The organism is Actinoplanes sp. NPDC048988 (assembly GCF_043197815.1).
GTDB lineage: Bacteria > Actinomycetota > Actinomycetes > Mycobacteriales > Micromonosporaceae > Actinoplanes.
This window is the reverse complement of the sequence record NZ_JBICTW010000012.1, coordinates 114,336-137,833: the sequence shown is the minus strand read 5'-3', so window position 1 is coordinate 137,833 and position 23,498 is coordinate 114,336. Positions and strand designations below refer to the sequence as shown.

General features: G+C 71.6%; 23 protein-coding genes. 10 read left to right on the top strand and 13 right to left on the bottom strand.

Features of this window, described 5'->3' with window-relative positions:
• Positions 1 to 43: 43 nt before the first annotated feature.
• Genes ACGFJ7_RS31155 through ACGFJ7_RS31130 form a run of 6 tightly spaced genes read right to left on the bottom strand, consistent with a single transcriptional unit; the run spans position 44 to position 7,896 of the window.
• On the bottom strand, positions 44 to 1,636 hold the full coding sequence (locus tag ACGFJ7_RS31155; protein WP_360261022.1) for a helix-turn-helix domain-containing protein: 1,593 nt from the start codon (positions 1,634 to 1,636) through the stop codon (positions 44 to 46).
• A gap of 10 nt (positions 1,637 to 1,646) precedes the next feature.
• A complete protein-coding gene (locus ACGFJ7_RS31150) occupies positions 1,647 to 2,342 on the bottom strand; it encodes an ABC transporter ATP-binding protein (protein WP_392645278.1) in 696 nt (231 codons plus the stop codon).
• Entirely contained in the window at positions 2,330 to 3,616 is a 1,287-nt protein-coding gene (locus ACGFJ7_RS31145; RefSeq protein WP_360261015.1) for a serine hydrolase domain-containing protein, read from the bottom strand. The genes ACGFJ7_RS31150 and ACGFJ7_RS31145 overlap by 13 nt, the downstream gene beginning before the upstream one ends.
• A complete protein-coding gene (locus ACGFJ7_RS31140; RefSeq protein WP_392645276.1) occupies positions 3,613 to 5,436 on the bottom strand; it encodes a dipeptide/oligopeptide/nickel ABC transporter permease/ATP-binding protein in 1,824 nt (607 codons plus the stop codon). Before ACGFJ7_RS31140 ends, ACGFJ7_RS31145 begins: the two co-directional genes overlap by 4 nt.
• On the bottom strand, positions 5,436 to 6,380 hold the full coding sequence (locus ACGFJ7_RS31135; RefSeq protein ID WP_360261009.1) for an ABC transporter permease: 945 nt from the start codon (positions 6,378 to 6,380) through the stop codon (positions 5,436 to 5,438). The genes ACGFJ7_RS31140 and ACGFJ7_RS31135 overlap by 1 nt, the downstream gene beginning before the upstream one ends.
• Positions 6,381 to 6,384: 4 nt before the next feature.
• Entirely contained in the window at positions 6,385 to 7,896 is a 1,512-nt protein-coding gene (locus ACGFJ7_RS31130; RefSeq protein WP_360261006.1) for an ABC transporter substrate-binding protein, read from the bottom strand.
• 153 nt (positions 7,897 to 8,049) lie between these two features.
• Here ACGFJ7_RS31130 and ACGFJ7_RS31125 point away from each other — a divergent pair, with 153 nt between their 5' ends.
• The 5 genes from ACGFJ7_RS31125 (at position 8,050) to ACGFJ7_RS31105 (ending at position 12,839) form a co-directional block, all read left to right on the top strand.
• A complete protein-coding gene (locus ACGFJ7_RS31125; RefSeq protein WP_392645273.1) occupies positions 8,050 to 9,240 on the top strand; it encodes an EAL domain-containing protein in 1,191 nt (396 codons plus the stop codon).
• A gap of 73 nt (positions 9,241 to 9,313) precedes the next feature.
• The gene (gene sigK, locus ACGFJ7_RS31120) at positions 9,314 to 9,928 is read left to right on the top strand and encodes an ECF RNA polymerase sigma factor SigK (protein WP_360261000.1); all 615 of its coding nucleotides are present in this window, start codon (positions 9,314 to 9,316) and stop codon (positions 9,926 to 9,928) included.
• Positions 9,925 to 10,653, top strand: coding sequence for an anti-sigma factor (locus tag ACGFJ7_RS31115; protein ID WP_360260997.1), 729 nt, complete (start codon positions 9,925 to 9,927; stop codon positions 10,651 to 10,653). Before sigK ends, ACGFJ7_RS31115 begins: the two co-directional genes overlap by 4 nt.
• Before the next feature lie 72 nt (positions 10,654 to 10,725).
• Complete coding sequence (locus ACGFJ7_RS31110) at positions 10,726 to 11,367, top strand: fasciclin domain-containing protein (RefSeq protein ID WP_360260995.1); 642 nt, start codon at positions 10,726 to 10,728, stop codon at positions 11,365 to 11,367.
• Positions 11,367 to 12,839, top strand: coding sequence for a molybdopterin-dependent oxidoreductase (locus tag ACGFJ7_RS31105; RefSeq protein WP_392645270.1), 1,473 nt, complete (start codon positions 11,367 to 11,369; stop codon positions 12,837 to 12,839). Before ACGFJ7_RS31110 ends, ACGFJ7_RS31105 begins: the two co-directional genes overlap by 1 nt.
• Here ACGFJ7_RS31105 and ACGFJ7_RS31100 read toward each other — a convergent pair.
• The 5 genes from ACGFJ7_RS31100 to ACGFJ7_RS31080 form a co-directional block, all read right to left on the bottom strand.
• Positions 12,836 to 13,294: a hypothetical protein gene (locus ACGFJ7_RS31100; protein WP_392645268.1), complete on the bottom strand. Its 459-nt coding sequence runs from the start codon at positions 13,292 to 13,294 to the stop codon at positions 12,836 to 12,838. The two genes, ACGFJ7_RS31105 and ACGFJ7_RS31100, sit on opposite strands and share 4 nt — an antisense overlap.
• Positions 13,295 to 13,344: 50 nt before the next feature.
• A complete protein-coding gene (locus tag ACGFJ7_RS31095) occupies positions 13,345 to 14,121 on the bottom strand; it encodes an amino acid ABC transporter ATP-binding protein (protein WP_360260989.1) in 777 nt (258 codons plus the stop codon).
• A 7-nt stretch (positions 14,122 to 14,128) separates the two neighbouring features.
• Entirely contained in the window at positions 14,129 to 14,923 is a 795-nt protein-coding gene (locus tag ACGFJ7_RS31090; protein WP_392645266.1) for an amino acid ABC transporter permease, read from the bottom strand.
• Complete coding sequence (locus tag ACGFJ7_RS31085; protein ID WP_360260984.1) at positions 14,923 to 15,741, bottom strand: basic amino acid ABC transporter substrate-binding protein; 819 nt, start codon at positions 15,739 to 15,741, stop codon at positions 14,923 to 14,925. Before ACGFJ7_RS31085 ends, ACGFJ7_RS31090 begins: the two co-directional genes overlap by 1 nt.
• Before the next feature lie 566 nt (positions 15,742 to 16,307).
• Positions 16,308 to 17,378, bottom strand: a complete 1,071-nt coding sequence (locus tag ACGFJ7_RS31080) for a winged helix-turn-helix domain-containing protein (protein ID WP_392645264.1) — start codon at positions 17,376 to 17,378, stop codon at positions 16,308 to 16,310.
• Between the two features lie 134 nt (positions 17,379 to 17,512).
• Here ACGFJ7_RS31080 and ACGFJ7_RS31075 point away from each other — a divergent pair, with 134 nt between their 5' ends.
• From ACGFJ7_RS31075 to dhaK, 5 genes are read left to right on the top strand one after another with little or no spacing between them, the layout of a single operon-like run.
• Positions 17,513 to 18,238, top strand: coding sequence for a LuxR C-terminal-related transcriptional regulator (locus ACGFJ7_RS31075; RefSeq protein ID WP_360260979.1), 726 nt, complete (start codon positions 17,513 to 17,515; stop codon positions 18,236 to 18,238).
• A 20-nt stretch (positions 18,239 to 18,258) separates the two neighbouring features.
• Complete coding sequence (locus ACGFJ7_RS31070; protein ID WP_360260976.1) at positions 18,259 to 19,119, top strand: class II fructose-bisphosphate aldolase; 861 nt, start codon at positions 18,259 to 18,261, stop codon at positions 19,117 to 19,119.
• Entirely contained in the window at positions 19,116 to 19,877 is a 762-nt protein-coding gene (locus ACGFJ7_RS31065) for an HAD-IA family hydrolase (RefSeq protein WP_360260974.1), read from the top strand. Before ACGFJ7_RS31070 ends, ACGFJ7_RS31065 begins: the two co-directional genes overlap by 4 nt.
• Positions 19,874 to 20,509, top strand: a complete 636-nt coding sequence (dhaL, locus tag ACGFJ7_RS31060) for a dihydroxyacetone kinase subunit DhaL (protein ID WP_360260972.1) — start codon at positions 19,874 to 19,876, stop codon at positions 20,507 to 20,509. Before ACGFJ7_RS31065 ends, dhaL begins: the two co-directional genes overlap by 4 nt.
• A complete protein-coding gene (gene dhaK / locus ACGFJ7_RS31055; RefSeq protein ID WP_360260970.1) occupies positions 20,506 to 21,501 on the top strand; it encodes a dihydroxyacetone kinase subunit DhaK in 996 nt (331 codons plus the stop codon). Before dhaL ends, dhaK begins: the two co-directional genes overlap by 4 nt.
• A 12-nt stretch (positions 21,502 to 21,513) precedes the next feature.
• Here dhaK and ACGFJ7_RS31050 read toward each other — a convergent pair whose 3' ends face one another.
• Positions 21,514 to 22,116 carry a response regulator transcription factor gene (locus ACGFJ7_RS31050; RefSeq protein WP_360261095.1) on the bottom strand — a complete coding sequence of 201 codons (603 nt, stop codon included), beginning with the start codon at positions 22,114 to 22,116 and terminating at the stop codon, positions 21,514 to 21,516.
• Positions 22,117 to 22,163: 47 nt separating this feature from the next.
• Positions 22,164 to 23,498, bottom strand: coding sequence for a sensor domain-containing protein (locus ACGFJ7_RS31045; RefSeq protein ID WP_392645261.1), 1,335 nt, complete (start codon positions 23,496 to 23,498; stop codon positions 22,164 to 22,166).

The following is a 23,498-nucleotide window of genomic DNA, read 5'->3' as shown; positions in this document are numbered from 1 at the left end:
ACCCGCGCAGCTAGATAACCGCATTGCTGACGATGAAGGTCTCCTAAGGGAAGAGGCGCAGCTGGAGCATGACGCCGAAGCGGGAGTCGGGGTCGGTGAGGTCCAGGTCGCCCACCTCGGCCAGGCGGCGCAGGCGGTAGCGGAACGTGTTGGGGTGTACATGCAGGGCGGCTGCGGCGGCCACCGCGTCGCCGAAGGCGTTCAGCCAGGCGGACAAGGTTTCGACCAGGTCGGCGTTGTGTTCGGCGTCGTAGGCTCGCAGCCGGGCCAGTGGGCCCGTGGGGGTGTCGCCTCTGGTGGCTACCAGGTCGCGCATTTCCAGGACCATCGCCTTGGTGTAGACGTCGCTCAGGCGGGCCACCCGTTGGCCGCAGCCGGAGCGCAGCACCCGCAGCGCACGGTCGGCGCTTGCCCGGGCGGCGGCCAGCACCGCCACCGTGGGGGCGGACGGGCTCACTCCCACCAGGGCCGGCACCCGGTCGCCCACGCGGTCCAGGAACTCGGTGGCCACCCGTACCGCCCGTTCCTCGGTCACCGCCGGCAGCAAGCCGTAGGCCACGTCGCCCAGCAGGGCCACGGCGCTTCCCGCGTGGACCGCGCTCAAGTGCATGGCCAGCGCGTCCGTCAAGCGCTGGCGGTCGGCGGCCAGGGCGGACCGGTCGGCGGCCGTCTCGGGGGCGGCGGGGGCCAGGGCCAGCACCACCAACGGCTGGTCGGCCAAACCCAGGCGGGCCAGCGACTCCCGGGCGCCGGGGCCACCCTCCAGCGCGGTTCCCACCAGCTCGGTGCGCAGGCGGCGTTCGACGTCGGCGCCGGCCCGCAAGCGCAGCATGTGCAGGGCCACCAGCTTGGCCGCATCGCTGAAGGCGCGGGAGCGGTCGGGGGTCAGCGGCTCGCGGACGGCGGCCCAGATCGAGCCCAGGAATTCGTCGCCGGCCCGGACGGCCACGGCGGCTCGCGGGACCGAGAAGTCCCCGGGGCCGCTGGAGGGTGGGGTCACGTACACCGGTTCGGTGCTGCGGTGCAGGTCCCGGTGTACGCCGGCGCGGGTCAGCAGGCGGGCGAAACGTTCCGGCACCTGGCGGCCCAGGATGGTCTCCACCCGGGACTCGTCGGCCTCCTCCTGGCGGCCCGAGAAGGCCAGCACCCGGCTGTCCGGGTCTTCGATCGTGACCGGCGCGTCGACCAGGGCGGCCACCGCGTTGGCCAGCGCGAACAGGTCGCCCGAGGGCAGGCCGCCGAGGGTTTCCGGGCCGCCCACGTCGCCCTGGCTGAGCATCGAGCGCAGCAACGCGGCCAGCTGGGCCCAGGACGCTCCCCGGGTCAGGGCCAGCAGCGCCACCCCGGACTCGTCGGCGGCGGCGCGGACCTCGTCGGTGGCGGCGACCGGGGCCCGTACGATCAAAGCCGCGTGACCGCCCAGCGTGCGCAGCAGCGCGGCGATGTCGGACGGCGCGTGCAGGCCCACCCCGAGCACCAGCGCCGGCGTGGGCAGGTGCGGTTCGTCGAACGGGTCGTGGATGGCGATGCCGGCGATCGGCTCGGGTGCGCCGGCGTCGCCGTGCACCAGGTCGAGCAGCGTGGCGCCCAGGTCGTCGAGGACCCGGCCGAGGCTGGCGCGCGGCAGCTGGCTCATGCTGGCCACCCTAAGCGCGGGGGACGGCATCCAGCAGCTCCCGCGTGTACTCGTGCTTCGGCGCCTCCAGGAGCGAGACCGGGCCGTACTCGACGATCCGGCCGTGGCGCATCACCGCCACGATGTCGCTCACGTAGCGGACCACGGCCAGATTGTGCGAGATGAACAGCATCGTGAGGCCCATCCGCCGTTGCAGGTCGCGGACCATGTTGAGGACCGCGCCCTGAAGGGAGACGTCGAGGGCTGAGGTGATCTCGTCGGCCACGATGACCTCGGGGCGGCCGGCCAGGGCGCGGGCCAGCGCCACCCGCTGCCGTTGGCCGCCGGAGAGCTCGCCGGGGCGGACCCCGGCCCGCTCCGGCGGGATGCCGACCAGTTCGAGGAAGTGGGCCACGTCCGTACGGCCGTGGGCGACCTCGGCGATGGAGGCCCCGATGGTCATGCGCGGGTCCAGGGCCGAGTACGGGTCCTGGAAGACCATCTGCACCGGCCCGCCCCCGCGCGGGTGGGGGAGGATCCGGCCGGCGGTGAGCGGAACGAGCCCGACGGCGGCCCGGGCCAGCGTGGACTTGCCCGAGCCGGACTCGCCGACCAGGCCGACCACCTGGCCGGCCGGCACCATCAGGTCGACGCCGTCGACCGCGACCGTGCCGTGCCGGCGGGAGCCGAACCGGACGGTCACGTTCTCGAAGGTCAGCTCGCGCATCGCGGGGTGGCCCGGGCGCCGAAGTGCAGGTACTGCTCGCCGGTGGGCAGCCGGTAGAAGGCCGCCGGCAGCCAGTTGCCGGTCTCCGGGTCCTGACAGACGAACAGGTCGGGCTCCACCGCCACCATCGGGTAGTCGACCGGCTTCTCCTGCAGCACCTCGGCCATCGGCCCGGTCACGCTGATCCGCAGCACCCCTTCGGGCAGCACCTCCTGGCGGATGCTGGCCCGCTCGTAGACGCCGGCATGCGGGCTCACGGGCACGTCGACGGGCGTCTCCGGCGGGCCGAGCGGATGCGGCACGGGCACACCGGCGTACGACTCGAAGATCTCCCGGAACAGCTCCTCGTACAGCTTGGCCGCGTTGCCGCCGTTGGTCAGCAGCGTCACCGCGAGCCCGTGCGAGGGCAGGACGCGCAGGAACGCGGACTGCCCGATGGTGTTGCCGTCGTGGCCGATCAGCCGGTGCCCGCCCCAGTTCAGGCGTTCCCAGCCCAGGCCCCAGGAGTCGCCCAGCAGGTGCGTCTGCGGCAGGTCGACCTGATGCTCGGCCATCTCGGGAAGCGTGCCCGACACCGCGAACCGCAGCACGTCGCCCACTGTGGACACGATGGCACCGGCCGGTCCGGCCGAGCGCGGAATGCCCCAGACCGGGGCCAGCACCTGTTTGCCGTCGTCGGTCACGTGGCCGGCGGCGGCGCGGTGCATCAGCGCCTCCTCGGGCAGGGTCACGGTGTGCTCGAGCCCGAGCGGGGTGATGATCCGCTCGCGCAGGGCGGCGTCCCAGGTGCCGCCGGTGAGCTTTTCGACGACGCGGCCGGCCAGGGAGAAGCCCGAGTTGCAGTACGACCAGGTGGCCTCGAGCGGGTGGATCTGGGCCGCGCCGGCCAGCTCCGCCGCGTACTTCTCCAGGCAGTCGTCGCCGCGGCCGGTGTCGGTGAAGACGTCGCCGTCGATGCCGCTGGTGTGGGTCAGCAGGTGGCGCATGGTCACCTTGGGGTCGTGCAGCCGCAGCTCGGGCATCACCTCGACGAGCGGCGCGTCCAGCTGGATCTTGCCCTCCTGGACCAGCTGCATGACCAGGGTGGCGGTCCAGACCTTGGTGATCGAGCCGATCTGGAACAGCGAGTCGGTGGTCACCGGCACGCCGGTACGGAGGTTCAGGACCCCGTACGCGGCCTCGATCCGCTGTTCGCCGTGGGAGATGCCGAGGGTCGCGCCGGGCACGTGATGGCGCTCGGCGAGCTCGGCCAGGCGTTCGGTCCACTGTGTCACGATGCTGCTCCTTCCAGATGGGCTTCGGCGTGCCAGCAGGCTACGCGGCGGCCGTCCTCGTGAACGGTCAGCGCCGGGTCCTCGGTGCGGCACCGGCCGGTGGCGCGCGGGCAGCGCGGGGCGTAGGCGCACCCGGCCGGCAGCGCGTGCGGGTCCGGCGGGCGTCCCGGGATCACCGCGAGCGGACGGTCCCGGTCGGTGGTCATCGAGGGCACGGCCGCGACCAGAGCCCGGGTGTACGGATGACGGGCGTCCCGGGCCAGCGACGCGGTGGGCAGGTCCTCGACGATCCGGCCGGCGTACATGACCAGCACCCGGTCGCAGACCTGGCCCACCACGGTGACGTCGTGGCTGATGAACAGCAGGGCGGCGCCCTCGGCGGCCCGCACGTCGGCCAGCAGCTCGAGCACCCGCCGCTGCACGGTCACGTCGAGCGCGGTGGTCGGCTCGTCGGCGATGATGAGCCGCGGGCTGGCCATCACGCCCATCCCGATCATGGCCCGCTGCCGCATGCCGCCGGAGAGTTCGTGCGGCAGTTGCCGGGCGCGGCGCGCGGCGTCGGGGATCCGCACGGCGCCGAGCCGGTCGACGGCGCGGCGCCAGGCCGTACGCCGGTCGGCGCCCTGATGTTCGCGGACCACCTCGGCCAGTTGACGGCCCACCTTGTGGGTCGGATTGAGGGAGGTCATCGGATCCTGGAAGACCATGGCGAGCGAGGTGCCGAGCAGTTCGCGGTGGTCGCCGTGGCGCAGATCCGCGCCGAGGAATTCGAGCCGGTCGGCGTCCACCCGGCCCGGCGACTCGATCAGCCGGGCGATGGCCAACGCGGTCAGGCTCTTCCCCGAGCCCGACTCCCCCACGATGCCCACGGCCTCGCCGGGGCGCAGCGCGAGGCTCACCCCGCGGACCGGAGTCACATCGCCATAGCTGACCCGAAGGTTCTCGACGTGGAGCAGGGAGCCTTCCCCGACCGGCGCCGGCGTACCGGCGACCACACCGCGCGGTTTGTCCGGGTCCATGGCGGCGAAGCCGCGCGCCACCGCCTCGCCGGTCAGGTTGAACGCCATGGCGGCCACCACCACGGCCACCCCGGCGGCCAGGGCTCCCGCCGGATGAATGTAGATCTGAGCCAGCCCCTCCCCCAGCAGCCGCCCCCAGTCGTAGCCGGGCGCCTGAACGCCGAGCCCGAGGAACGACAGACTCGCGAAGGCCAGCAGCGCGCTCCCGGCCGCCATCGTCGCCGACACCACAAGCGGCTCGGCGATGTTCGGCAGCACGTGCCGCACCAGCACCCGGACGCGGCCCACCCCGGCGATCCGGGCCGCCGCGATGAAGTCGCGCCCCGAGACGGCCGCGGCCATCGTCTGTGTCAGCCGGGCGAACGCGGGCGCGGTCGCGAAGCCGATCGCCAGCACCGCCCCCTTCGCACCCACTCCGAAGATCACCGCGAAGAAGAGCGCCAGCAGCAGCGTCGGGAACGCCACCGCGATGTTGACGACCGCCGTGATCCACCGCCCGGCCCGGCGCCCGAGCAGCGTCGGCGCGGTGCCGAGCAGCAGACCCACGCCCACCCCGATCCCGGTCGCCAGCAGCGCCAGCCCCACCGACAGCCGGGTCGCGACCAGCACGCGGGCCAGGATGTCGCGGCCGAGCAGGTCGGTGCCGACCGGATGGGCGGCCGAGGGACCTTGCAGGATCTCAGTGGGGTGTACGGCGTCGGCCCGCTCCTGCCACAGCAGCGGCGCCATCAGGGCCAGTCCCAGGACCAGGACCAGCAGCACGGCGGCGGTGACACCGAGGGGCTTCTTGAGCAACGCCATCAGCTCTCCCGGATCGCCGAGCGGGGATCGAGCACGGCCAGCGCCACGTCCACCACCAGATTGATTCCGAGCACGCCGATCCCGTACACCAGCACCACGCCCTGGACCGTCGGGTAGTCCTTGGCCAGGATCGACTGGACGATCGTGCCGCCCAGCCCGGGCCAGGCGAAGATGTTCTCGATCAGCACCGTGCCGGCGACCAGCGTCCCGAGCAGGAGGCCGCCGACGGTCAGGGTGGCCGTGATCGCGTTCGGCAGCGCGTGCCGCAGGTAGATGGCCGCCGGTCGCAGGCGCTTGGCTCTCGCCGTACGGATGTAATCGGCCCGCAGCACGGAAAGCAGCTCCACCCGGATGATCCGGGCCAGCATGAAGGCCGGGCCGATGGCCAGGGCCAGGACCGGCAGCACGTACGAGGACGGCCCCGACCGCCCGGCCACCGGCGTCCATCCGAGCTGGACGCTGAACACGAACACCAGACCGACCGCCATCAGGAACTCGGGGATGGTCGCGACCACGACGCCGGCCGAGGTGAGGAACCAGTCGCGGTTCCGGTTGCCCCGGGCCAGGACGGCCATCAGCGTGCCGAGCGGCACCGAGATCACCACCGCCACCGCGAAGGCCAGCAACGCCATCTCGACGGTGGAGCCGAGCCGCGACGAGATCACCTCGTCCACCGGCAGCCCGGACGTCATGGACACGCCCAGGTCGCCGGTGACCAGGTGGCCCAGGTAGTGCGCGTACTGCAGCCACAGCGGGTCGTCGAGCCCCATCGCCGCACGCCGCTGCTCGATCAGCGAGAGCGGGGCGGTGGGGCCGAGCGACGCGCGGACCGGGTCGCCCGGCAGCACGTGGATCATCAGGAAGGCGGCGGTCACCAGCACCCACACCGACAGCACCAGCCGTCCCGCCCGGCGGGCCCCGAATCGCACCCAGGTGGCGTCCACGGGGTCAGCCCAGCATGCGGATCGACGCCGGATCGATGTCGCCCTCGGTCAGTTCGAGCGCGGCCCCGCGGGCGACGACCGGCACGTTGGAGTTGGCGTACGGCACCAGATCCAGGTTTTTGATCACCGCCTTCTCGGCCGCGTCCCACTGCGGGCAGCCGCTGTCGCCGGTCAGCTTCTGGGCGGCGGAGACGGCCTGGGCGTACGCCTGGTTGTCGAAGGCCGCGAAGTTGGCGCCCTCGGGCGGGGTCGGGCCGGACAGGAACGGCACCAGCTGGCTCGGCAGGGTCACGCCGATCGGGAACATCGCCACGTCCCAGGCGAGCTGCCCGGCCGCGATCTGGCCGACCTGGGTGGTGGTGACCGACTTCAGCTCGGCCTGGACGCCCGCGGCCCGCCACTGCTGCTGCAGCAGCTCGGCGGCGGCCTGCGCGCCCGGGCCGCCGGTGTTGCCCCAGGCGACGGTGAGCTTCAGGGCTCTGCCGGACAGCGCCGCCTTGCCCGCCGCCGCGTCGAAGCCGGGCACGTTGCCGGTCACGTTGTCGCCCTTGCACGGGGTGTTGGCCGGCACGACCAGGCCGGTCGGGGCGGCGCCGCGGCCGCTGGTGAAGACCTGCTGCATCTGCTTCAGGTCGAGCGACTGGACCAGCGCCGTGCGGACGGCCGGGTCGGCCGTGGACAGGCCCTTCTTCTGGTTGAACCAGATCTCGCCGGTGGGCGCCAGCACGTCGCGCTTGAGGAAGCCGTCGCCCTGCAGCCGCTGGCTGTCGGGCCCGGTGAAGCGGGACGCGTTGACCTCCCCCGACAGCACCAGGTTGGCCGTGGTGGTCTCGTTGGTGATGACCCGGACGACCACCTTCGCCGGCAGGCCGACCGGGCCGGTCACGTCCTTGCGGCGGGTCAGCGTGTAGTGGTCGTCCGGCACGGCCTCGGCGACCGTGTACAGGCCGGTGCCGTCGGACGACTGCTTCAGCCGGGTGCGGTCGGCCATCCCCTTGGCGCAGACGATGGGCAGCGCGCCCAGGTTGCGCTCGAGGAAGGCGTCCGGGGTCGGCGAGGTCACGCTGACCGTGCCGGCCGTGTCGTCGGCGGTGGCCTTGGCGCCCGCCGGCACGTACAGGCCGATCCGGGTCGAGGAGTTCTTGGCGTCGCCCACGAAGGTGATGTTCGCGGCGACCGTGGCCGCCGTCAGCGGTGTCCCGTCGGCGCAGGTCACACCCTTGCGCAGGGTGAACGTGGCGGTCGTGCTGGTCGATTCCCACTTCTCGGCCAGCCCGGCCCGGGTCTTGCCGTCCGGCTCGAAGCCGAGCAGCGAGTCGTAGAGGAACCGGTCGACCTGCCCGGTGACCGACAGGGAGGTGAAATGCGGATCGAGGTTGCCGGGGTCACCCGCCACCGCCATCGTGAACGTCTTGCCGTCGACCGGCCGGCCCCCGCCCGCCCCGCCGCCGTCGTCACCGCAGGCGGCCAGGAGCACCACAGCTCCCGCCGCGGCCGCGCATCGCAAAGCCTTCATAGTGCCTCCACGTGCTGCGTGTGCCGAAAGACTGCCGATCACCCGCCCCGCTTGTCTTTGGCCCGGCCGACAACATGAAGACGATCGATTCGTCGCGCGGCACGACTCGTACTCCTCAAGTCGCCCGTCTCCCGGCCGATCAAGCAGCCCGTGATGAAACAGCGTGACCTGGCGGCGGAGCAGGTGGCCGGCCTGTTGCGGACCGCCCGGCGGTCGCTGGGCCTCAACTTCGCCTTCCTGAGCCGGATGGACGGGACCACCCAGCACCTCGAGGTGGTCGACACCCCGCTTCCCAAGTTCGTCCTCGACGGCCTCGAGCGGGCCCAGGACACGTCGTTCTGCCAGGCGATCCGGGACGGGCGGCTGCCCTCGGTCATGCCGAACGTCAAGGACTTCCCCGAGGCGATGAAACTGCCGGCGGCGCGGATGCCACGCATCCGCAGCTTCATCTCGGTGCCGGTGGTCCTCAGCGACGGCAGCGTGTACGGCACGTTCTGCGCCGGCGGTTTCACCGCCGACGACAAGCTCTCCGAGCGGGACGAGGCCCTGATGACGGTGCTGGCTCACGCCGCCGCGGTCATCATCGAGCCGGACATCACCAAGCGGCGCCGCAACGCCGAGCTGGAACAGCGCTTCCTGCCCCTGATCGACGCCGGCGGCCCGGCCGTCCTGTTGCAGCCGATCATCGATCTCGCCACCGGCCGCCGGGTGGGCGCCGAGGCGCTGAGCCGCTTCCCCCGCCAGTGGAACGCGGCTCCGGACACCTGCTTCGCCGACGCGGACCTGATCGGCGAGCGGGACCGGCTCGAGATCCAGGCGCTGCGCTCGGCCGCGGCCCACCTGGAGCGGGTCTCCGGTTACGTCGCGATGAACGTCTCCCCGGCCACCCTGCTGACCGGGCCGTGCCAGGAGACCCTGGCCGCGATGCCGCTGGCCCGCGTCGTGCTGGAGCTCTCCGAGCACGACCCGGTCGAGGACTACGACGCGCTGCACGCCGTACTGGCACCGCTGCGCGCGCTGGGCATGCGCCTGGCCATCGACGACGTCGGCGCCGGTTTCTCGTCGCTGCGCCACATCGTGGCGACCAGCCCCGACGTCATCAAGCTGGACCGCAGCATCGTCACCGGCCTGGGCGACGACCGAGTGCTGCCGGTGGTCGTCCGGTCGCTGACCGACCTGGCCGGCGCGGTGAACGCGGTCGTGGTCGCCGAGGGCGTGGAGACCGCCGCCGACGCCGCCACCCTGGCCACGCTCGGCGTCAGCCTGGGCCAGGGCTGGCACTTCGACAAGGCCGTCACCCCGGAGGAGCTCCGGGAGTTGTACGGCGTGATGGCCCCGGTCTGAATCCGGACCCATCCGCGAGAGCCACGGCACCGAATCGCTTTCTGGAAGATTCGATCCGCGGAGAGGCGACACCATGGCAGAGCGCGGCATCGGCCGCCGCCCGGAGCACCTGGCAGCGGTGCCCGGGCCGGAACCGCAACCGGACGCGGGCACCCTGCTGGCCGCGGTGGCCCGGGGCGACGAAAAGGCGTTCGACCGGCTGTACGAGCTGGTGGCGCCCCGCGTCTACGGGCTGATCCGGCGGGTGCTGCGAGACCCGGCGCAGGCCGAGGAGGTCGCGCAGGAAGTGCTCGTGGAGGTGTGGCGCTCGGCGGCCCGTTTCGACCCGGCCCAGGGGTCGGCGACCGCGTGGGTCTTCACGATCGCCCACCGCCGGGCGGTCGACCGGGTGCGGTCGGAGCAGGCGGCGGCGGACCGGACCCTCAAGGCCGGCGCGGCGGCGATCGACACGCCGTTCGACGAGGTGGCCGACGAGGTGGCGGTGCGGCTGGAACGGCGTCAGGTGCGTCACTGCCTGGACGGCCTGACCGAGCTGCAACGGCAGGTGGTCACCCTGGCCTACTACCACGGGCACAGCTATCCGCAGGTGGCGGAGCTGTTGGGGGCGCCTCTACCGACGGTCAAGACACGGATGCGGGATGGGCTGATCCGCCTGCGGGACTGCCTCACGACGGGAGCCGTGGCATGAGCGACCAGGTGCACACCCTCGTCGGGCCGTACGTGCTGGACGCGGTCGACGACCTCGAACGGGCCGCCTTCGAGCGGCACCTGCGCGACTGCGAGGCGTGCCGGGCCGAGGTCGGCGAACTGCGGGAGGCCGGCGCGCGGCTGGCCGACGGCGCCTGGTCGGTGCCGCCGCCCCGGCTGCGGGAGAGCGTGCGGGCCGAGATCCGCAACACCCGTCAGCTCGGCCCGCCGGCCCGGGTGCGTGCCGCCCGCCGCCGGTGGCCGGTCGTGGCCGCGGCGGCCGCGGTGCTCTTGGCGGCCGGTACCGGAACGGCGGTCTATCAGGTGCAGGACCAGCGGGTACGCGACGAGCGGGCGGCCGCCGTGGCCGCGCGGGCGAGCGAGGCGCGGGTCCGGGCCATCCTCACGGCGCCCGACCTGGTGGTCCGCGAGGAACCGCTGAACAGCGGGGGCCGGGTCACCGTGGCCACCTCGCGGCTCAACGACGCGGGCGTGATCATGCTGGCGGCCGGGGCGGCGCCGGCGGGCGGACGGGTCTACCAGCTCTGGACGATCCGCTCGGGACAGGACCCGGCCTCGGCCGGCGCGCTCGGCGTGGGCCAGTCGGCGACCGTACGCATCGTCGAGGGCCTGCCCGGCTCGTCCGCGGTGGGCGTGAGCGTCGAGCGGGCACCGAGTTCCGTCACCCCGACCACCCCGCTGGAGGCGCTCGTGAAATTAACCTGAGTTCCGACCAATCCGGCGCATGACCTGTTCCGAATCAAAGGTGTACGAACCCGATCCGGAGGAGTAAAACTCATGCGTGCACCGAAGCTCGTGGCCCTCACCGCGGCGACCCTGTTCACCATCTCGCTCGCGGCCTGCGGCAACGACGACTCCACCGACGGCGCCTCGGCCGCCGCGCCGACCATGACCAGCGCCGCGCCGGACATGACCAGCGCGGCGCCGAGCATGGCGGCCGACGTCAACTTCGGCAGCGGCTGCGCCGCCGTGCCGGCCGACCCGGCCAACAAGGGCAGCTTCCAGGCGATGGCGCAGGTGCCGGTCGCGACCGCGGCGTCCGGCAACCCGCTGCTGTCGACGCTGGTCTCGGCGGTCAAGCAGGCCGGGTTGGTCGACTCCCTCAACTCGGCCGACGGGGTCACCGTCTTCGCGCCCACCAACGACGCCTTCGGCAAGATCCCGTCGGCCGACCTGAAGAAGGTGCTGGCCGACAAGAAGACGCTGACCGACATCCTCACCTACCACGTGGTGCCCGGAAAGCTCACCCCGGCCGACCTGGCCGGCGACCACAAGACCCTCGAGGGCAAGGACCTGATGGTCGCCGGCTCCGGCACCGACTTCAAGGTGAACGGCGCGGCCTCGGTGATCTGCGGCAACGTGCAGACGGCCAACGCCAACGTCTACATCATCGACTCCGTCCTGATGCCGAAGAGCTGATGCGCGGCCACCTGCGCGGCGCCGCCGCCGGGGTGCTCGCCGCCGGGCTCGGGATCGCGGTCGCGGAACTGTTCGCGGCCGCGGCCCGGCCCGGGGCCGGGCCGCTCGTGGCGGTCGGCGGCGCGGTCATCGACGCGACACCCACGGCGGTGAAGGAATTCGCCGTACGCGAGCTCGGCACGAACGACAAGCCGGTGCTCCTCGGCGCGGTCGGGCTGGTCCTGGCCGGGCTGGCCGCCCTGACCGGCGTCCTCGGACTGCACCGCCGCGCCCTGGTGGCGGCCGGCGCGGCGGTGCTCGGGCTGGCCGGCGCGGCCGCGGCTCTGTCGCGGCCCGCCGGCACGCTCCCCGACGCCATACCGTCCCTGCTGGCGGCCACCATCGCCGGCGCCACCCTGTGGTGGCTGCTGCACTCGCGCCCCACCACAACGCCCGCACCCAGCGGCGACCGGCGCGCCTTTCTCCGGGGCGCGGCGCTCGTGGCGGGCGCGGCGGTGCTCGCCGAGGGCGGCGCTCTGGTCGTCCGGCGGACGACCGGCCGGGCCCGCACCGACCTTCGGCTCCCCGCCCCGGCGTCGGCGGCCAAGCCGTCGAACCCCGGCCTGGCCACCCCCACCGGCGACTTCTACCGCGTCGACACCGCGCTGACCGTGCCGCGGATCGACCCCGGCACCTGGTCGCTGCGCGTGCACGGCCTGGTCGACCGTGAGCTGCGGCTCTCCCTGGACGACCTGCTGCGCCGGCCGCTGATCGAGCGGGACATCACCCTCAACTGCGTCTCCAACGAGGTCGGAGGCCCCTACATCGGCACCGCGCGCTGGCTCGGCGTACCCCTGGGCCCTCTGCTGCGGGAAGCGGGCCTGCGGGATGGCGCCGACCAGATCGTGGCCCGCTCGGCCGAGGGCATGACCATCGGCACGCCGGTCGCCACCGCGCTCGACGGCCGCGACACCATGCTGGCGGTCGCCATGAACGGCTCGCCGCTGCCGCCCGAGCACGGCTTCCCGGTGCGCATGCTGACCCCCGGGTTGTACGGGTACGCCGGCGCCTGCAAGTGGGTGAGCGAGCTGGAGCTGACCACGTTCGCCGCGTTCGACGCCTACTGGGTCAAGCGCGGCTGGGCCCGGGCCGGCACGGTCCGCACCGCCTCCCGCATCGACAAGCCGCGCCCGTTCGCCCGCCTCGCCGCGGGCCCGGTCACCGTCGCCGGCGTGGCCTGGGCCCAGCGCCGGGGCATCTCGAAGGTCGAGGTCAGCGTCGACGGCGGCCCGTGGCGGCGGGCCGAGCTGCTACCGGTGCCCTCGGTCGACACGTGGGTGCAGTGGCGCTACAGCTGGCCGGCCACGGCCGGGCCGCACTCCCTGGCGGTCCGCGCCACCGACGGCGAGGGCGCGGTACAGACCGAGGACCGCGCCACCCCGTTCCCGAGCGGCGCCACCGGATGGCACACCATCACGGTCACCGTTTCCTAAGCGCGCTTGACGGCCACTGTCACGCGGTGGGTGGTGGCGAAGACCGTACCGGCCCAGCCCTGGTCCTGGCGGAAGGCCAGGCTGGTCGTCTCGGCGGCGGCGCGGTCGGCGAGCAGGGTGAAGGCGCCGCGGGAGAGCTCCCGGCGGTAGAAGGAGAGCACCGCCTGCGGGTCCGGCGCGCTCAGCACGAACGAGGCGCCGGACTCGGGGTCGGACAGGCTGGTCACCCGGCTGCCGGGCGGCAGCGGGAAGGCGGCCGGCACGTTCCTCGGCGCGACGGCCGCCGGGGCGCCGGCCTGCAGGTCGCGGCCGACGGTGCGGACGCCGGAGGCGGGGACCGGGGCGATCGCGGCCGGCTCGTCGCGGCGGGTGTCGGTGGCCGTGCCGCCGCAGGCGCCCAGGCCGGGAACGGCGAGCAGCGTGGCCAGAACAGTGACGATCCGCTTCGCGAACATAGCCCAGATTATCGCCTACCCGGTCCAGGCGCCGACCGGAACGCCTCGCTCTAGTCGGTCAGGTGGGCGCCGATCTCCGTTTCGCTGACTCGGGTGGGCTCGAGAACCCGGTGGAGGAATTCCCGCGTACGGGCCTCTCGGGGTTTGTTGAAGACCTCCGCCGGCGGGCCCTGTTCGACGATGACGCCGGCGTCCATGAAGACCACGCGGGAGGCCACCTCGCGGGCGAAGGCCATCTCGTGGGTGACCACCAGCATGGTCATGCCCTCGGCGGCCAGGCCGCGCATGACGGCCAGGACCTCGCCCACCAGTTCGGGGTCGAGGGCGCTGGTCGGCTCGTCGAACAGCATCAGCTTCGGGTCCATGGCCAGCGCCCGGGCGATCGCCACGCGCTGCTGCTGGCCGCCCGAGAGCTGGGCCGGGTAGGAACCGGCCTTGTCGGTCAGGCCGACCCGGTCGAGGTTGGCGGTGGCCACGCGGTTCGCTTCCGTACGCCCCCTCTTCAGCACCCGGCGCTGCGCGATCGTGACGTTCTCGCGGACGGTCAAGTGGCCGAACAGGTTGAACTGCTGGAAGACCATGCCGATGCCCCGGCGTACCTCGTCGATGTCGGTGTCGGGGTCGGTGACCTCGACACCGGCCACCCGGATGGAGCCGGCGGTCGGCTCCTCCAGCAGGTTGACGCAGCGCAGCAGCGTGGACTTGCCCGAACCGGACGGGCCGATCACGCAGACGACCTCGCCCGGCTCCACCTTCAGGTCGATGCCGCGGAGGACTTCCAGCTTGCCGAACGACTTGTGCAGGTCACTGATCTCGATGGTCGACATCGTCGCCTCACCTCTCCCTCGCGGCCCGGCGCTCCAGCGCGCGGACCACCTGTGACAGCGGCAGGGTGATCACCAGGTAGAGCAGCCCGGCCACGACCAGCGGCGTCGGGTTGACCTTGGTGTTGAGGGTGTCGCCCGCGAACTTGGTGAGCTCGATCGTCGCCGGGGTGACACCCAGGACGTACACCAGGGAAGTGTCCTTGGTCAGCAGGATGATCTCGTTGGTGAGCGGCGGGATGACGATCCGGAACGCCTGCGGCAGCACGATGGAGATCATCGCCCGGGTGTGCGACATGCCCAAGGTCCGTGCGGCTTCGAGCTGACCCTTCGGTACGGCCTGGATGCCGGCGCGGATGGTCTCGGCCATGTACGCGGCGGCGGTCAGGCCGAGGCCGACGGTCACCGACCCGTACACCCCGCCCGGAATCTCCCGATCGGGAAAGGCCAGAGGTACGCCGTAGCCGACCATGAAGAGCACGAGCAGAGCCGGCAGACCACGGAAAAGTTCGATGTACGCCGTGGCGGCCCACCGGTACGGCAGGATCGACGAGAGCCGCATCAGCGCCAGAACGAGCCCCATCGTCAGGCCGAAGACGAAGGCCAGCAACGTGTAGATGATCGTGTTGCGCAGCGCGACAGTGATCGCCTCGGGGAACATGCCGCGGGCGACGTCGCCCCGGAAGAACGCGTCGGACAGCCGACCCCAGTCGGCGGCGGTGATCACGACCAGAACGGCCGCGAGGAAGACGGCGTAGCCGGCGACGCGGACGAGCCGCTGTCGCCGGCGGCGGCTGAGTTTCATCAACTGGCCGGCTTCTCGCCGATCCATTCCTTGTAGATCTTGTCGTACGTCCCGTCCGACCGAGCCGCCGCAAGAGCGTCGTTCACGGCCTTCAGCAACTCGGCGTTGCCCTTCTTGACCGCGAAGCCGTACTGCTCACCGGTGTCGAAGCCGGCCGCGACGACCACCTTGCCCGGGTTGGCCTTGATGTACTCGTTCCAGACGGGAAGGTCGTTGACGGCGGCCGCGACCTGGTTGGTGGCCAGCGCCTGCTGCAAGGCGGCCAGGTCCTTGTAGGAGACCACCTCGATCTTGAGGTTCTTCTCCTTGACCTGCTTGTTGATGTACTCCTCACCGGTGGTGCCGCCCTGCACGCCGAGCCGCTTGCCGACAAGCTCCTCGAGCGTCTTGACCTCCTTACCGGTCTGCACGGCGAGCGCCTGCGTGGCGTCGAAGTACGGGTCGGAGAAGTCGATGACCTTCTTCCGCTCATCGGTGATCGTCATACCGGCCGCGGCCACATCACACTTGCCGGAGTTGAGGTCGGCGCCGGACTTGATGCCCTCGAACGGCGTGTCCACGATCTCCTGCTTCACCGACAGCTTCGTAGCCACGAGATCGATGAGCGCGACATCGAAGCCGACAACCTTGCCACTGTCGTCCTTCGACTGGAACGGCGCGTACGGAAGGTGCGTGCACGTGGTCAGCGCACCCGACTTCACCAGCGCGACGCCACTCTCAGTGGTACTCCCGGTGTCCTTCTTGGCGCAGCCACCGACCGCGATCATGGCCACGGCCACCAGCGCGACCGCCGCACGGGCATGTCCCAGCTTCTTCATAGGAGCCAGAGTAATTCATCTCGATCAATCGCGTCCCGCCCGCCCTCCACCCTGCTCAGCCCCACCCTGACAACGATGTCGCCGGCGGTGCACACCCCGTTTGCCCCGCTCCACAGCAGAGCCCCGACAGCCCGCTGACGTTTTCATGCGCTCCAGGCCACAGCCCGTAGCGACAGGACCCAAGGCGGCCCGGCTGACAACGATGTCGCCGCCCGGCAGGCAGTCGCCCAGCCAGGCCGCATGACCGCAAGGACTCACAGCGGTCGAGCTGACAACCATGTCGCGATCCCGCACGCGATCCCCACGGCGGTCGAGCTGACGACCATTTCGCGATCCCGCACGCGATCCCCACGGCGGTCGAGCTGACAACGATGTCGCCGTCCGGCCGGCAATCGCCCAAGCCAGGCCAGGCCGCATGACCGCAAGGATCCACGGCGGTCGAGCTGACGACGATGTCGCCGCCGGGGCCGACCGCTCCCTACACTCCATGTCCGGACGCAAGACAACTCCGCCCCGTTACGGCCCGCCCCGCCACGGCCCGCTGACAACGATGTCGCGGAATGCGGCTACGGAATCGTAGGCGGGAAGAGGTCGTGCCCGTCCCACGGATCGACCGGCTCGGCGTAAGAGGGCTCCGCCCGAGATTCGCCATTCGACTGGGCTTGCGGGCGCTCAACGCGAGTGGCTTCGGATCGCGAGGGCTCAACAGGGGTGGATCCGAGACGCGCGGACTCCACCCGGATGGATTCGAGGCGCGCGGACTCGGCCCGGGTGGGATCGAGGCGCGCGGACTCGGCCCGGGTGGGATCGAGGCGCGCGGACTCGGCCCGGGTGGGATCGAGGCGCGCGGACTCGACACGGGTGGGATCGAGCGCGGGGCGCTCAACGCGCGCCGGGTCGAGAGGCGGCGGCTCGGCGCTTCCGGGATGGGAGGGCAGCGGCTCGAGGTGCGTGGGGTTGCCGCGGCCGGGTGCGTGCTCGGTGCGCCGTAAAGCGATGGGCGACGGCTGAGCGGCACCCGGGCCGACGGGCTCGGCGCGGGCATAGGCCGCAGGCTCGGCGCCCATGAAGGCCCCGGGGTCGGCGCGGGTGAAGGCCGACGGCTCGGCGCGAGTAGAGGCGGGCTCGGGGCGGGGGAAAGCGGCAGGCTCTTCGCGGGAGGAAGCGGCCGCGGAGCGGGCCGGGGCGGTGGGTGGCTGTGTGGTGAGGCGGGCTCGTTCCTCGTTGAGGTGGGTGCGGGCGGACTCGAAGACCGGGCCGGTGAGGCCGGACAACGGGTTGCCCTGCCAGAGGGCGGCCGCTCGGGTGGCGTCGCCGCTGGCGGCCGCGGCTTTGAAGGCTGTGGCGTCGAGGGCGTTCTCGGCGGGGTTCACCACGTAGCCGGTGTCGGTCAGGGTGATCACGGACGGGCCCAGGGCTCGGCGCAAGCCGCCTATGAAACGGTAGACCGCGTCGGTGGCGTTCGGGGGTGGGTCGCCGTTCCAGAGGGCCGCGATGATCTGGGGTAGGGGGACCGGGCGGCCGGCGTTCAGGAGCAGGAGGGCCAGCAGCGCCTGTTGTTTCGGCGGTCCCAGGTCCACCGGAGCGGCGTCGCGGTAGGCGCGGACCGGGCCGAGGATCTCGAACCGTACGCCCATGTGCCGAGCCTATCGGTCCTCGGCTGGGGCGCCGAGGGCGGCGGCGTGTCCTCCCCGTACGTGTGCTCGCCGCACAGGACGATCAGACGCCGTTCGATCAGGGGATACGGCGCTCGGTGCGCTATGTTCGGCGGGTGGCTCCCGGAGAGGAGTTCCGGCTTGCGGAGGCGGTGGCCGACGTCTACGGCGACCTGCGGCTCGAGGCTGTGCTGCGGCGGCTGCTGCGGCACACGGCGCGGCTCACCGGGTCGGCCGCGGGCAGCGTCTCGCTGATCGACGCGGCCGGCGGTTTCTACACCAAGGCCGCCGAGTACGGGGCGTTCTGCCGCCTCGGCGACACGTTTCCGCTGGACGAGGGGGCGACCGGGCGGGCGTTCGGCCGCCGCCGGCCGGTGGTGATCCCCGAGTACGGGCAGTTGCGCTCCGGGCATCTGGTCTCGGCCGACCGGGTGCGGCGCGGCTCGGCGGCGGCCGTGCCGATCTGGTGGCGGGGCGAGGTGGTCGCGGTGAGCGTGACGTTCGCGCCGGCCTTCTCGCCCCGGAACGTGGACGATCTGGAGACGCTGACCCAGGCGGCGGCCGCGGCCCTCGTCCGTACGGCCAAGCTCGCAAGCCCCGGTCTTCCGCCGGCCGCCCCGGCGCCCCTCACCTCCCGTGAGCTGGGAGTTGTCGAGCTGATGCGGCAGGGCCTGACCTACCGCGAGATCGCGTCGCGGCTCGGGCTCTCCCCCAAGACGGTGGAGAAACACGTGGGCGCGGTCCTGCGCAAAACGGGCACCCGCAACCGTACGGCCGCCGTCGTCACCGCTTTGGAAAGCGGCTGGCTCGTGGGGGATTCACCCCATACCGCGACCGGGTGATCGGTGGCTTGACTGGGCTCATGCCCGTCGTGCCGATGAAAGAGATCCTCGATCGCGCGCTGGCCGGCCGTTACGGGGTCGGCGCCTTCAACATCGTCAACGATCTGAGCGTCGAGGCGGTGGTCGCGACCGCCGTCGAGGAGCGCGCGCCGGTCATCCTGCAGACCTCGGTCAAGACCGTTTCGATGTACGGGCGGAGGCAGCTCCACGACATCGTCCACGCGCTCGCCCGCGACGCCGACGTGCCGGTGACCCTGCACCTGGATCACTGCCCCGACCGTACGGTCATCTCGGACTGCCTGGCCGGAGGCTGGAACTCGGTGCTGTTCGACGCGCATGAACTCGACGTCGCGGAGAACCTGCGGCAGACCACGGAGGTGGTCGCCGAGGCGAGGCGCGCGGGCGCGCATGTCGAGGGCGAGATCGAGGGCATCCAGGGTGTCGAGGACGACATCGGCTCGGACGAGGCGTCCCGCATCCAGTCGCTGGAGGTGGCGGTCGACTTCATCAAACGTACGGGTGTCGACTGTTTCGCGCCGGCCATCGGCAACGCGCACGGCCAGTACAAGAAGGCGCCCACGTTGGACGCGCGGCGGGTCAGCGATCTGGTGGCGGCGACCGGGGTGCCGATGGCCCTGCACGGCGGTACCGGCCTGTCCGACGAGCAGTTCAAGGACCTGATCGCGCGCGGCTGCGCGAAGGTGAACATCTCGACGGCGCTCAAGGAGAGCTACATGCAGTCGAGTCTGGCGTTCCTGAGGGAGGCCGCCGAGCGGAGCAAGTGGGATCCGCCGGCACTGTTCCGGCATCAGCGGGCCGCGGTGATGGAGATGGCCCGGCGGCACATCCGCCTCTTCGGCAGCGCGGGGCGGGCCTGGTGACCGCCCTGATCTTCGACTGCGACGGGGTTCTGGCCGACACGGAGCGCCACGGGCATCTGCCGGCGTTCAACGCGACGTTCGAACAATTCGGCCTGCCGGCCCATTGGAGCGAACAGGAGTACGCCGAGAAGTTACGGATCGGCGGCGGCAAGGAACGGATGGCGAGCCTGTTCGACGATCCGGCGTTCGCAGCGGCGGTGGGCGACTCCGACCGTACGGAAAAGCTGGTGACCTGGCATAAAGCCAAGACCGCGGCCTTCAGGAAATTGGTGGCGGAGGGCCGTATACCGCCCCGCCCAGGAATAGCGCGCGTCATCCGGGCGGCCCAGGCGGAGGGCTGGACGGTGGCGGTGGCGTCGACGTCGGCCGAGGAGTCGGTACGGGCGGTCCTGGAGAACGCGATCGGCCCCCACACGGTGCCGGTCTTCGCCGGCGACGTGGTGCCGGCGAAGAAGCCGGACCCGGCGATCTACCAGCTGACGATCGACCGGCTGAACCTGTCGCCGGCCGACACCTTGGTCGTCGAGGATTCCCGGAACGGTTTGCTGGCCGCGACGGGCGCCGGACTCGGCTGCCTGGTGACGGTGAACGGCTACACCCGCGACGAGGACTTCACGGAGGCCACGCTGGTGGTCTCGGAGCTGGGCGACCCCGGCCGCCCCCCGATCGAGGTGCTGGCCAACCGGTCCGCCGCCCACATCGGCGACTTCATCACCCTCGACGACCTGCGCGCCTGCCTTCCCGGAGGAACCCCATGACCATCGAACGCACCGAGTGGGTGGTCCGAACAATCGCCGAAACGGCCCTGGAGAACGAGAAATACTTCGGCGACTTGGATTCGGTGGTAGGCGACGGCGACTTCGGCTACTCCTTGGCCCGAGGCTTCGAAAAGCTCCAGGAAACCTGGACCGACCTGGACCGTTCCTCCTCGGGAGCTTTCCTCAAACGCACCGGAATGACATTGGCTTCTCGCATAGGCGGCACTTCGGGCCCGATCTGGGGTACCGCTTTCCTCCGAGCCGGCGCAGCCGCGGCCGACGCGGACGTGACCGCCGATCTGGTGGTCGCGATGCTGCGGGCGGCCATCGAGGGGATCAAGGCGCGCGGGCAGTCCGACGTCGGCGACAAGACGCTGTTGGACGCCTTGGTGCCGTTGACGGATCGTCTCGCTCTCTCCTTGAGCGAGGGCGCCGCGGCCGAGGAGGCGGTCCGCGCCGCGGCGGCCGCCGCCCGGGAGGCCGCGGACGCCACGAGCGGCATGGTCGCCAAGCGGGGACGCGCTGCGTACACCGGCGAACGCAGCAGAGGCTCGGTCGACGCCGGCGCCATGGCGGTGGCGGTCATCGCCGAACGGATCAGCGAGACCTGGAAGCAAGGAGCGGCGTCGTGAAGAAGTTCGTGAACGATCCGAAGAGCTACGTCCCGGAAATGCTCGAGGGTGTGGCCCTGGCCAACCCGAACACCCTCAAGTACATCCCCGCCTACAACCTGATCATGCGCGCCGACGCCCCGTCGGAGTCGAAGGTCTCGATCGTCCAGGGCTCCGGCTCCGGACACGAGCCGGCCCACGTGATGGCGGTGGGCAAGGGAATGCTCGACGCCGCCTGCCCCGGCGACGTCTTCGCCGCCCCGCCGATGGACTACGTCTACGAGACGGCGAAGCTACTGGCCTCCCCCAAGGGCGTCCTCCTCCTGGTGAACAACTACACCGGCGACCGCATGGCCTTCGACATGGGCAAGGAGATGGCCGAGGCCGACGGCGTACGCTGCGAAATCCTCACGATCAACGACGACGTAGCCGTCCAGGACTCCCTCTACACAGTCGGCCGCCGAGGCGTAGCCGGCAATTTCTTCGTCATCAAAGCGGTAGGCGCCGCCGCCGAACAGGGCGCCTCCATAGACGACCTCCTCCGCATAGGCCGCAAGGTCAACGACGTCACCCGCACCATGGGCGTGGCCCTGACCGCCTGCACCCCACCGGCCAAGGGTTCGCCCTTGTTCGAGCTCGGCCCCGACGAAATCGAGTTCGGCGTAGGCATCCACGGCGAACCGGGCCGCGAACGCCGCAAGCTGGCCACAGCCGACCAGATAGTCGACGACATGCTCAACGCCGTGGTACCCGACCTCCCCTACGAATCCGGCGACCGCGTAGCCCTCATGATCAATGGCCTGGGCGGCACCCCCATCAGCGAGCTCTACATCCTCTACCGCCGAGCCCACCAGCGCCTGGCCGACCAGGGCCTCACCATCGGCCGAAGCTACGTCAACGAATACTGCACCTCCTTGGACATGGCCGGCGCCTCCCTGACGCTGGTACGCCTGGACGACGAGATCGAACCCCTCCTGGCGGCCCCCGCCGAAGCCGCCGTCCGAGTCTTCTGACCCTCCGGTGATCTAGCTGTCGTGCGTCGAGTCGCTGCGCAGGTAGGCCAGGACGGCGAGGACCCGCCGGTTGGTGTCGTCGGTGGGCGGCAGGTCGAGTTTGGCGAGGATGTTGCCGACGTGCTTGCCGACCGCCGGATCGGAGAGAACCAGCGTGCGGGCGATGGCGGCGTTGGATTGCCCCTCGGCGATCAGCGCAAGCACCTCGCGTTCCCGTGATGAGAGTTGAACGATCGGATCGCGATGGCGGCGCAGCAGTTGCCGCACCACCTGGGGGTCGACGACCGTGCCGCCACCGACCACCCGCCGCACGGCGGCGACGAACTCCTCGACGTCGACGACCCGATCCTTGAGCAGGTAGCCCACGCCTCGCCCACCATGCGAGTCGAGCAGGTCGGCCGCATACCCCTGCTGCACGAACTGACTGAGCGCCACGACGGCCAGCCCCGGATACTCGCGCCGTAGCTGCACCGCCGCCCGCAGGCCCTCGTCGGTGAAGGACGGTGGCATCCGGATGTCGGTCAGCACGAGGTCGGGCCGGTGTTCCCGAACGGCGGCGCGGAGCGCAACCGCGTCGCCGACAGCCGCCACGACGTCAAAGCCGAACCGGCCCATCAGCCCGGTAAGCCCCTCCCGCAGGAGCACGCCGTCCTCGGCCAGGACTACTCGAATCGGTCGCTCGGTCGACAAGGGATCTCCACCCGAATCAGGGTCGGCCCGCCCGGCGGGCTCGACAACAGCATGCGTCCGTCCGCGACCGCCACCCGGTCGGCCAGGCCGGTCAACCCGGTGCCGAGAGCCGGATCGGCCCCACCCCGGCCGTCGTCAAGGATCTCGACGATCAGGTCGCCGTCCTCCTCGGCGGCCGTCACACCGGCGGTCGTGGCCCGGCTGTGCTTGAACACGTTGGTGAGCGCCTCCGCCGCCGCGAAATAGGCCACCGACTCGACGCCGGGCGGCGGTCGCGCCGGCAGATCGACGCGGACCCGTACCGGTAGAGGAGCCTGATCGGCCAGTTCCCGCAACGCTCCCGGCAGGCCGAGCTCGGTCAGGGTCTGTGGCCTGATGCCGTGGATGAGCTCGCGAAGCTCGGCCATGAGCAACTTGGCCTGCTCATGCGCGCCCGCGACGGCCTGAGCGGCGGGCGAGTCGCCCGGCAGATCGACGCGGGCCAGCCCGAGCTGCAAGGTCAGGCTGACCAGCCGCTGCTGGGCGCCGTCATGCAGATCGCGCTCGATGCGACGGCGCTCGGCCTCGAAAGCGTCGACGAGCCGCACTCGTGACCGCTCCACAGCGGTCAGCTCGGCCCGCAGATCGGTACCGGTGGTCGCGGACAACAAGAGCCTCGCCGCCGCGGCGTGCGCCCCGGCGGTGGCAGCGAGCAGATAGGGCACGGCGGGCAGCAACGTGATACCGAACAGTGCCCACGGCAGAGCGTCGCTGACCGTCGTCACGGTGCCGACGCCGAGCGAGACCGCGCTGTGGCCGTCGACGAGGAACGGGCCGGCCACCGCCACCGCGACGACCACCAGCAGGATCAGCACCGCGCCGTACCAGACCGGCACGGCGCCGACCAGCAGGATCGCGTAACAGAGGGCGCGCCAGGTGGCGGCCTCGGTGTAGCGGACGCGCAACCAGCCGACCGGGTCCGACCCCGGCGCCGGACGATGAGACGACCGCACGGGCCTGGTGTCGACCAAGCCCAGCCGTCGCCGTTCGAGAGCGGCAGTCGGCACCGCCACCAGCGGACCGAGCCCCACGACCAGCAGACCACCACCCAGTAGTAAAAAGGCCAACGAGGCGAGCGGCGGATCGTCCCACGTCACGACCCGCCGCAGCAGGATCGCCCACGGCAGGCCCAGCAGCACCATCGGAACCGCCACGAGGGCCGCCACCGGGCCGGTGGTCAGCATGTAGGCAACGGCTCGCCAGGGCCACCCGGACGCCAGGAATCGGCGGCGGGTGACCGCTTCCAGCGCGGTGTGTGGCGTCGACAT

What these genes read in the sequence shown, in the direction of transcription:
- ACGFJ7_RS31070 (WP_360260976.1), top strand. Translation starts at nt 18,259, where the DNA reads ATGCCCGTCGTGCCGATGAAAGAGATCCTCGATCGCGCGCTGGCCGGC.
- ACGFJ7_RS31105 (WP_392645270.1), top strand. Translation starts at nt 11,367, where the DNA reads ATGCGCGGCCACCTGCGCGGCGCCGCCGCCGGGGTGCTCGCCGCCGGG.
- ACGFJ7_RS31130 (WP_360261006.1), bottom strand. Translation starts at nt 7,896, where the DNA reads ATGAAGGCTTTGCGATGCGCGGCCGCGGCGGGAGCTGTGGTGCTCCTG.
- ACGFJ7_RS31045 (WP_392645261.1), bottom strand. Translation starts at nt 23,498, where the DNA reads ATGTCGACGCCACACACCGCGCTGGAAGCGGTCACCCGCCGCCGATTC.
- ACGFJ7_RS31110 (WP_360260995.1), top strand. Translation starts at nt 10,726, where the DNA reads ATGCGTGCACCGAAGCTCGTGGCCCTCACCGCGGCGACCCTGTTCACC.
- ACGFJ7_RS31050 (WP_360261095.1), bottom strand. Translation starts at nt 22,116, where the DNA reads ATGGGCCGGTTCGGCTTTGACGTCGTGGCGGCTGTCGGCGACGCGGTT.
- ACGFJ7_RS31150 (WP_392645278.1), bottom strand. Translation starts at nt 2,342, where the DNA reads ATGCGCGAGCTGACCTTCGAGAACGTGACCGTCCGGTTCGGCTCCCGC.
- dhaL (WP_360260972.1), top strand. Translation starts at nt 19,874, where the DNA reads ATGACCATCGAACGCACCGAGTGGGTGGTCCGAACAATCGCCGAAACG.
- sigK (WP_360261000.1), top strand. Translation starts at nt 9,314, where the DNA reads ATGGCAGAGCGCGGCATCGGCCGCCGCCCGGAGCACCTGGCAGCGGTG.
- ACGFJ7_RS31125 (WP_392645273.1), top strand. Translation starts at nt 8,050, where the DNA reads ATGAAACAGCGTGACCTGGCGGCGGAGCAGGTGGCCGGCCTGTTGCGG.
- ACGFJ7_RS31090 (WP_392645266.1), bottom strand. Translation starts at nt 14,923, where the DNA reads ATGAAACTCAGCCGCCGCCGGCGACAGCGGCTCGTCCGCGTCGCCGGC.
- ACGFJ7_RS31085 (WP_360260984.1), bottom strand. Translation starts at nt 15,741, where the DNA reads ATGAAGAAGCTGGGACATGCCCGTGCGGCGGTCGCGCTGGTGGCCGTG.
- ACGFJ7_RS31140 (WP_392645276.1), bottom strand. Translation starts at nt 5,436, where the DNA reads ATGGCGTTGCTCAAGAAGCCCCTCGGTGTCACCGCCGCCGTGCTGCTG.
- ACGFJ7_RS31155 (WP_360261022.1), bottom strand. Translation starts at nt 1,636, where the DNA reads ATGAGCCAGCTGCCGCGCGCCAGCCTCGGCCGGGTCCTCGACGACCTG.
- ACGFJ7_RS31080 (WP_392645264.1), bottom strand. Translation starts at nt 17,378, where the DNA reads ATGGGCGTACGGTTCGAGATCCTCGGCCCGGTCCGCGCCTACCGCGAC.
- ACGFJ7_RS31095 (WP_360260989.1), bottom strand. Translation starts at nt 14,121, where the DNA reads ATGTCGACCATCGAGATCAGTGACCTGCACAAGTCGTTCGGCAAGCTG.
- ACGFJ7_RS31115 (WP_360260997.1), top strand. Translation starts at nt 9,925, where the DNA reads ATGAGCGACCAGGTGCACACCCTCGTCGGGCCGTACGTGCTGGACGCG.
- ACGFJ7_RS31100 (WP_392645268.1), bottom strand. Translation starts at nt 13,294, where the DNA reads ATGTTCGCGAAGCGGATCGTCACTGTTCTGGCCACGCTGCTCGCCGTT.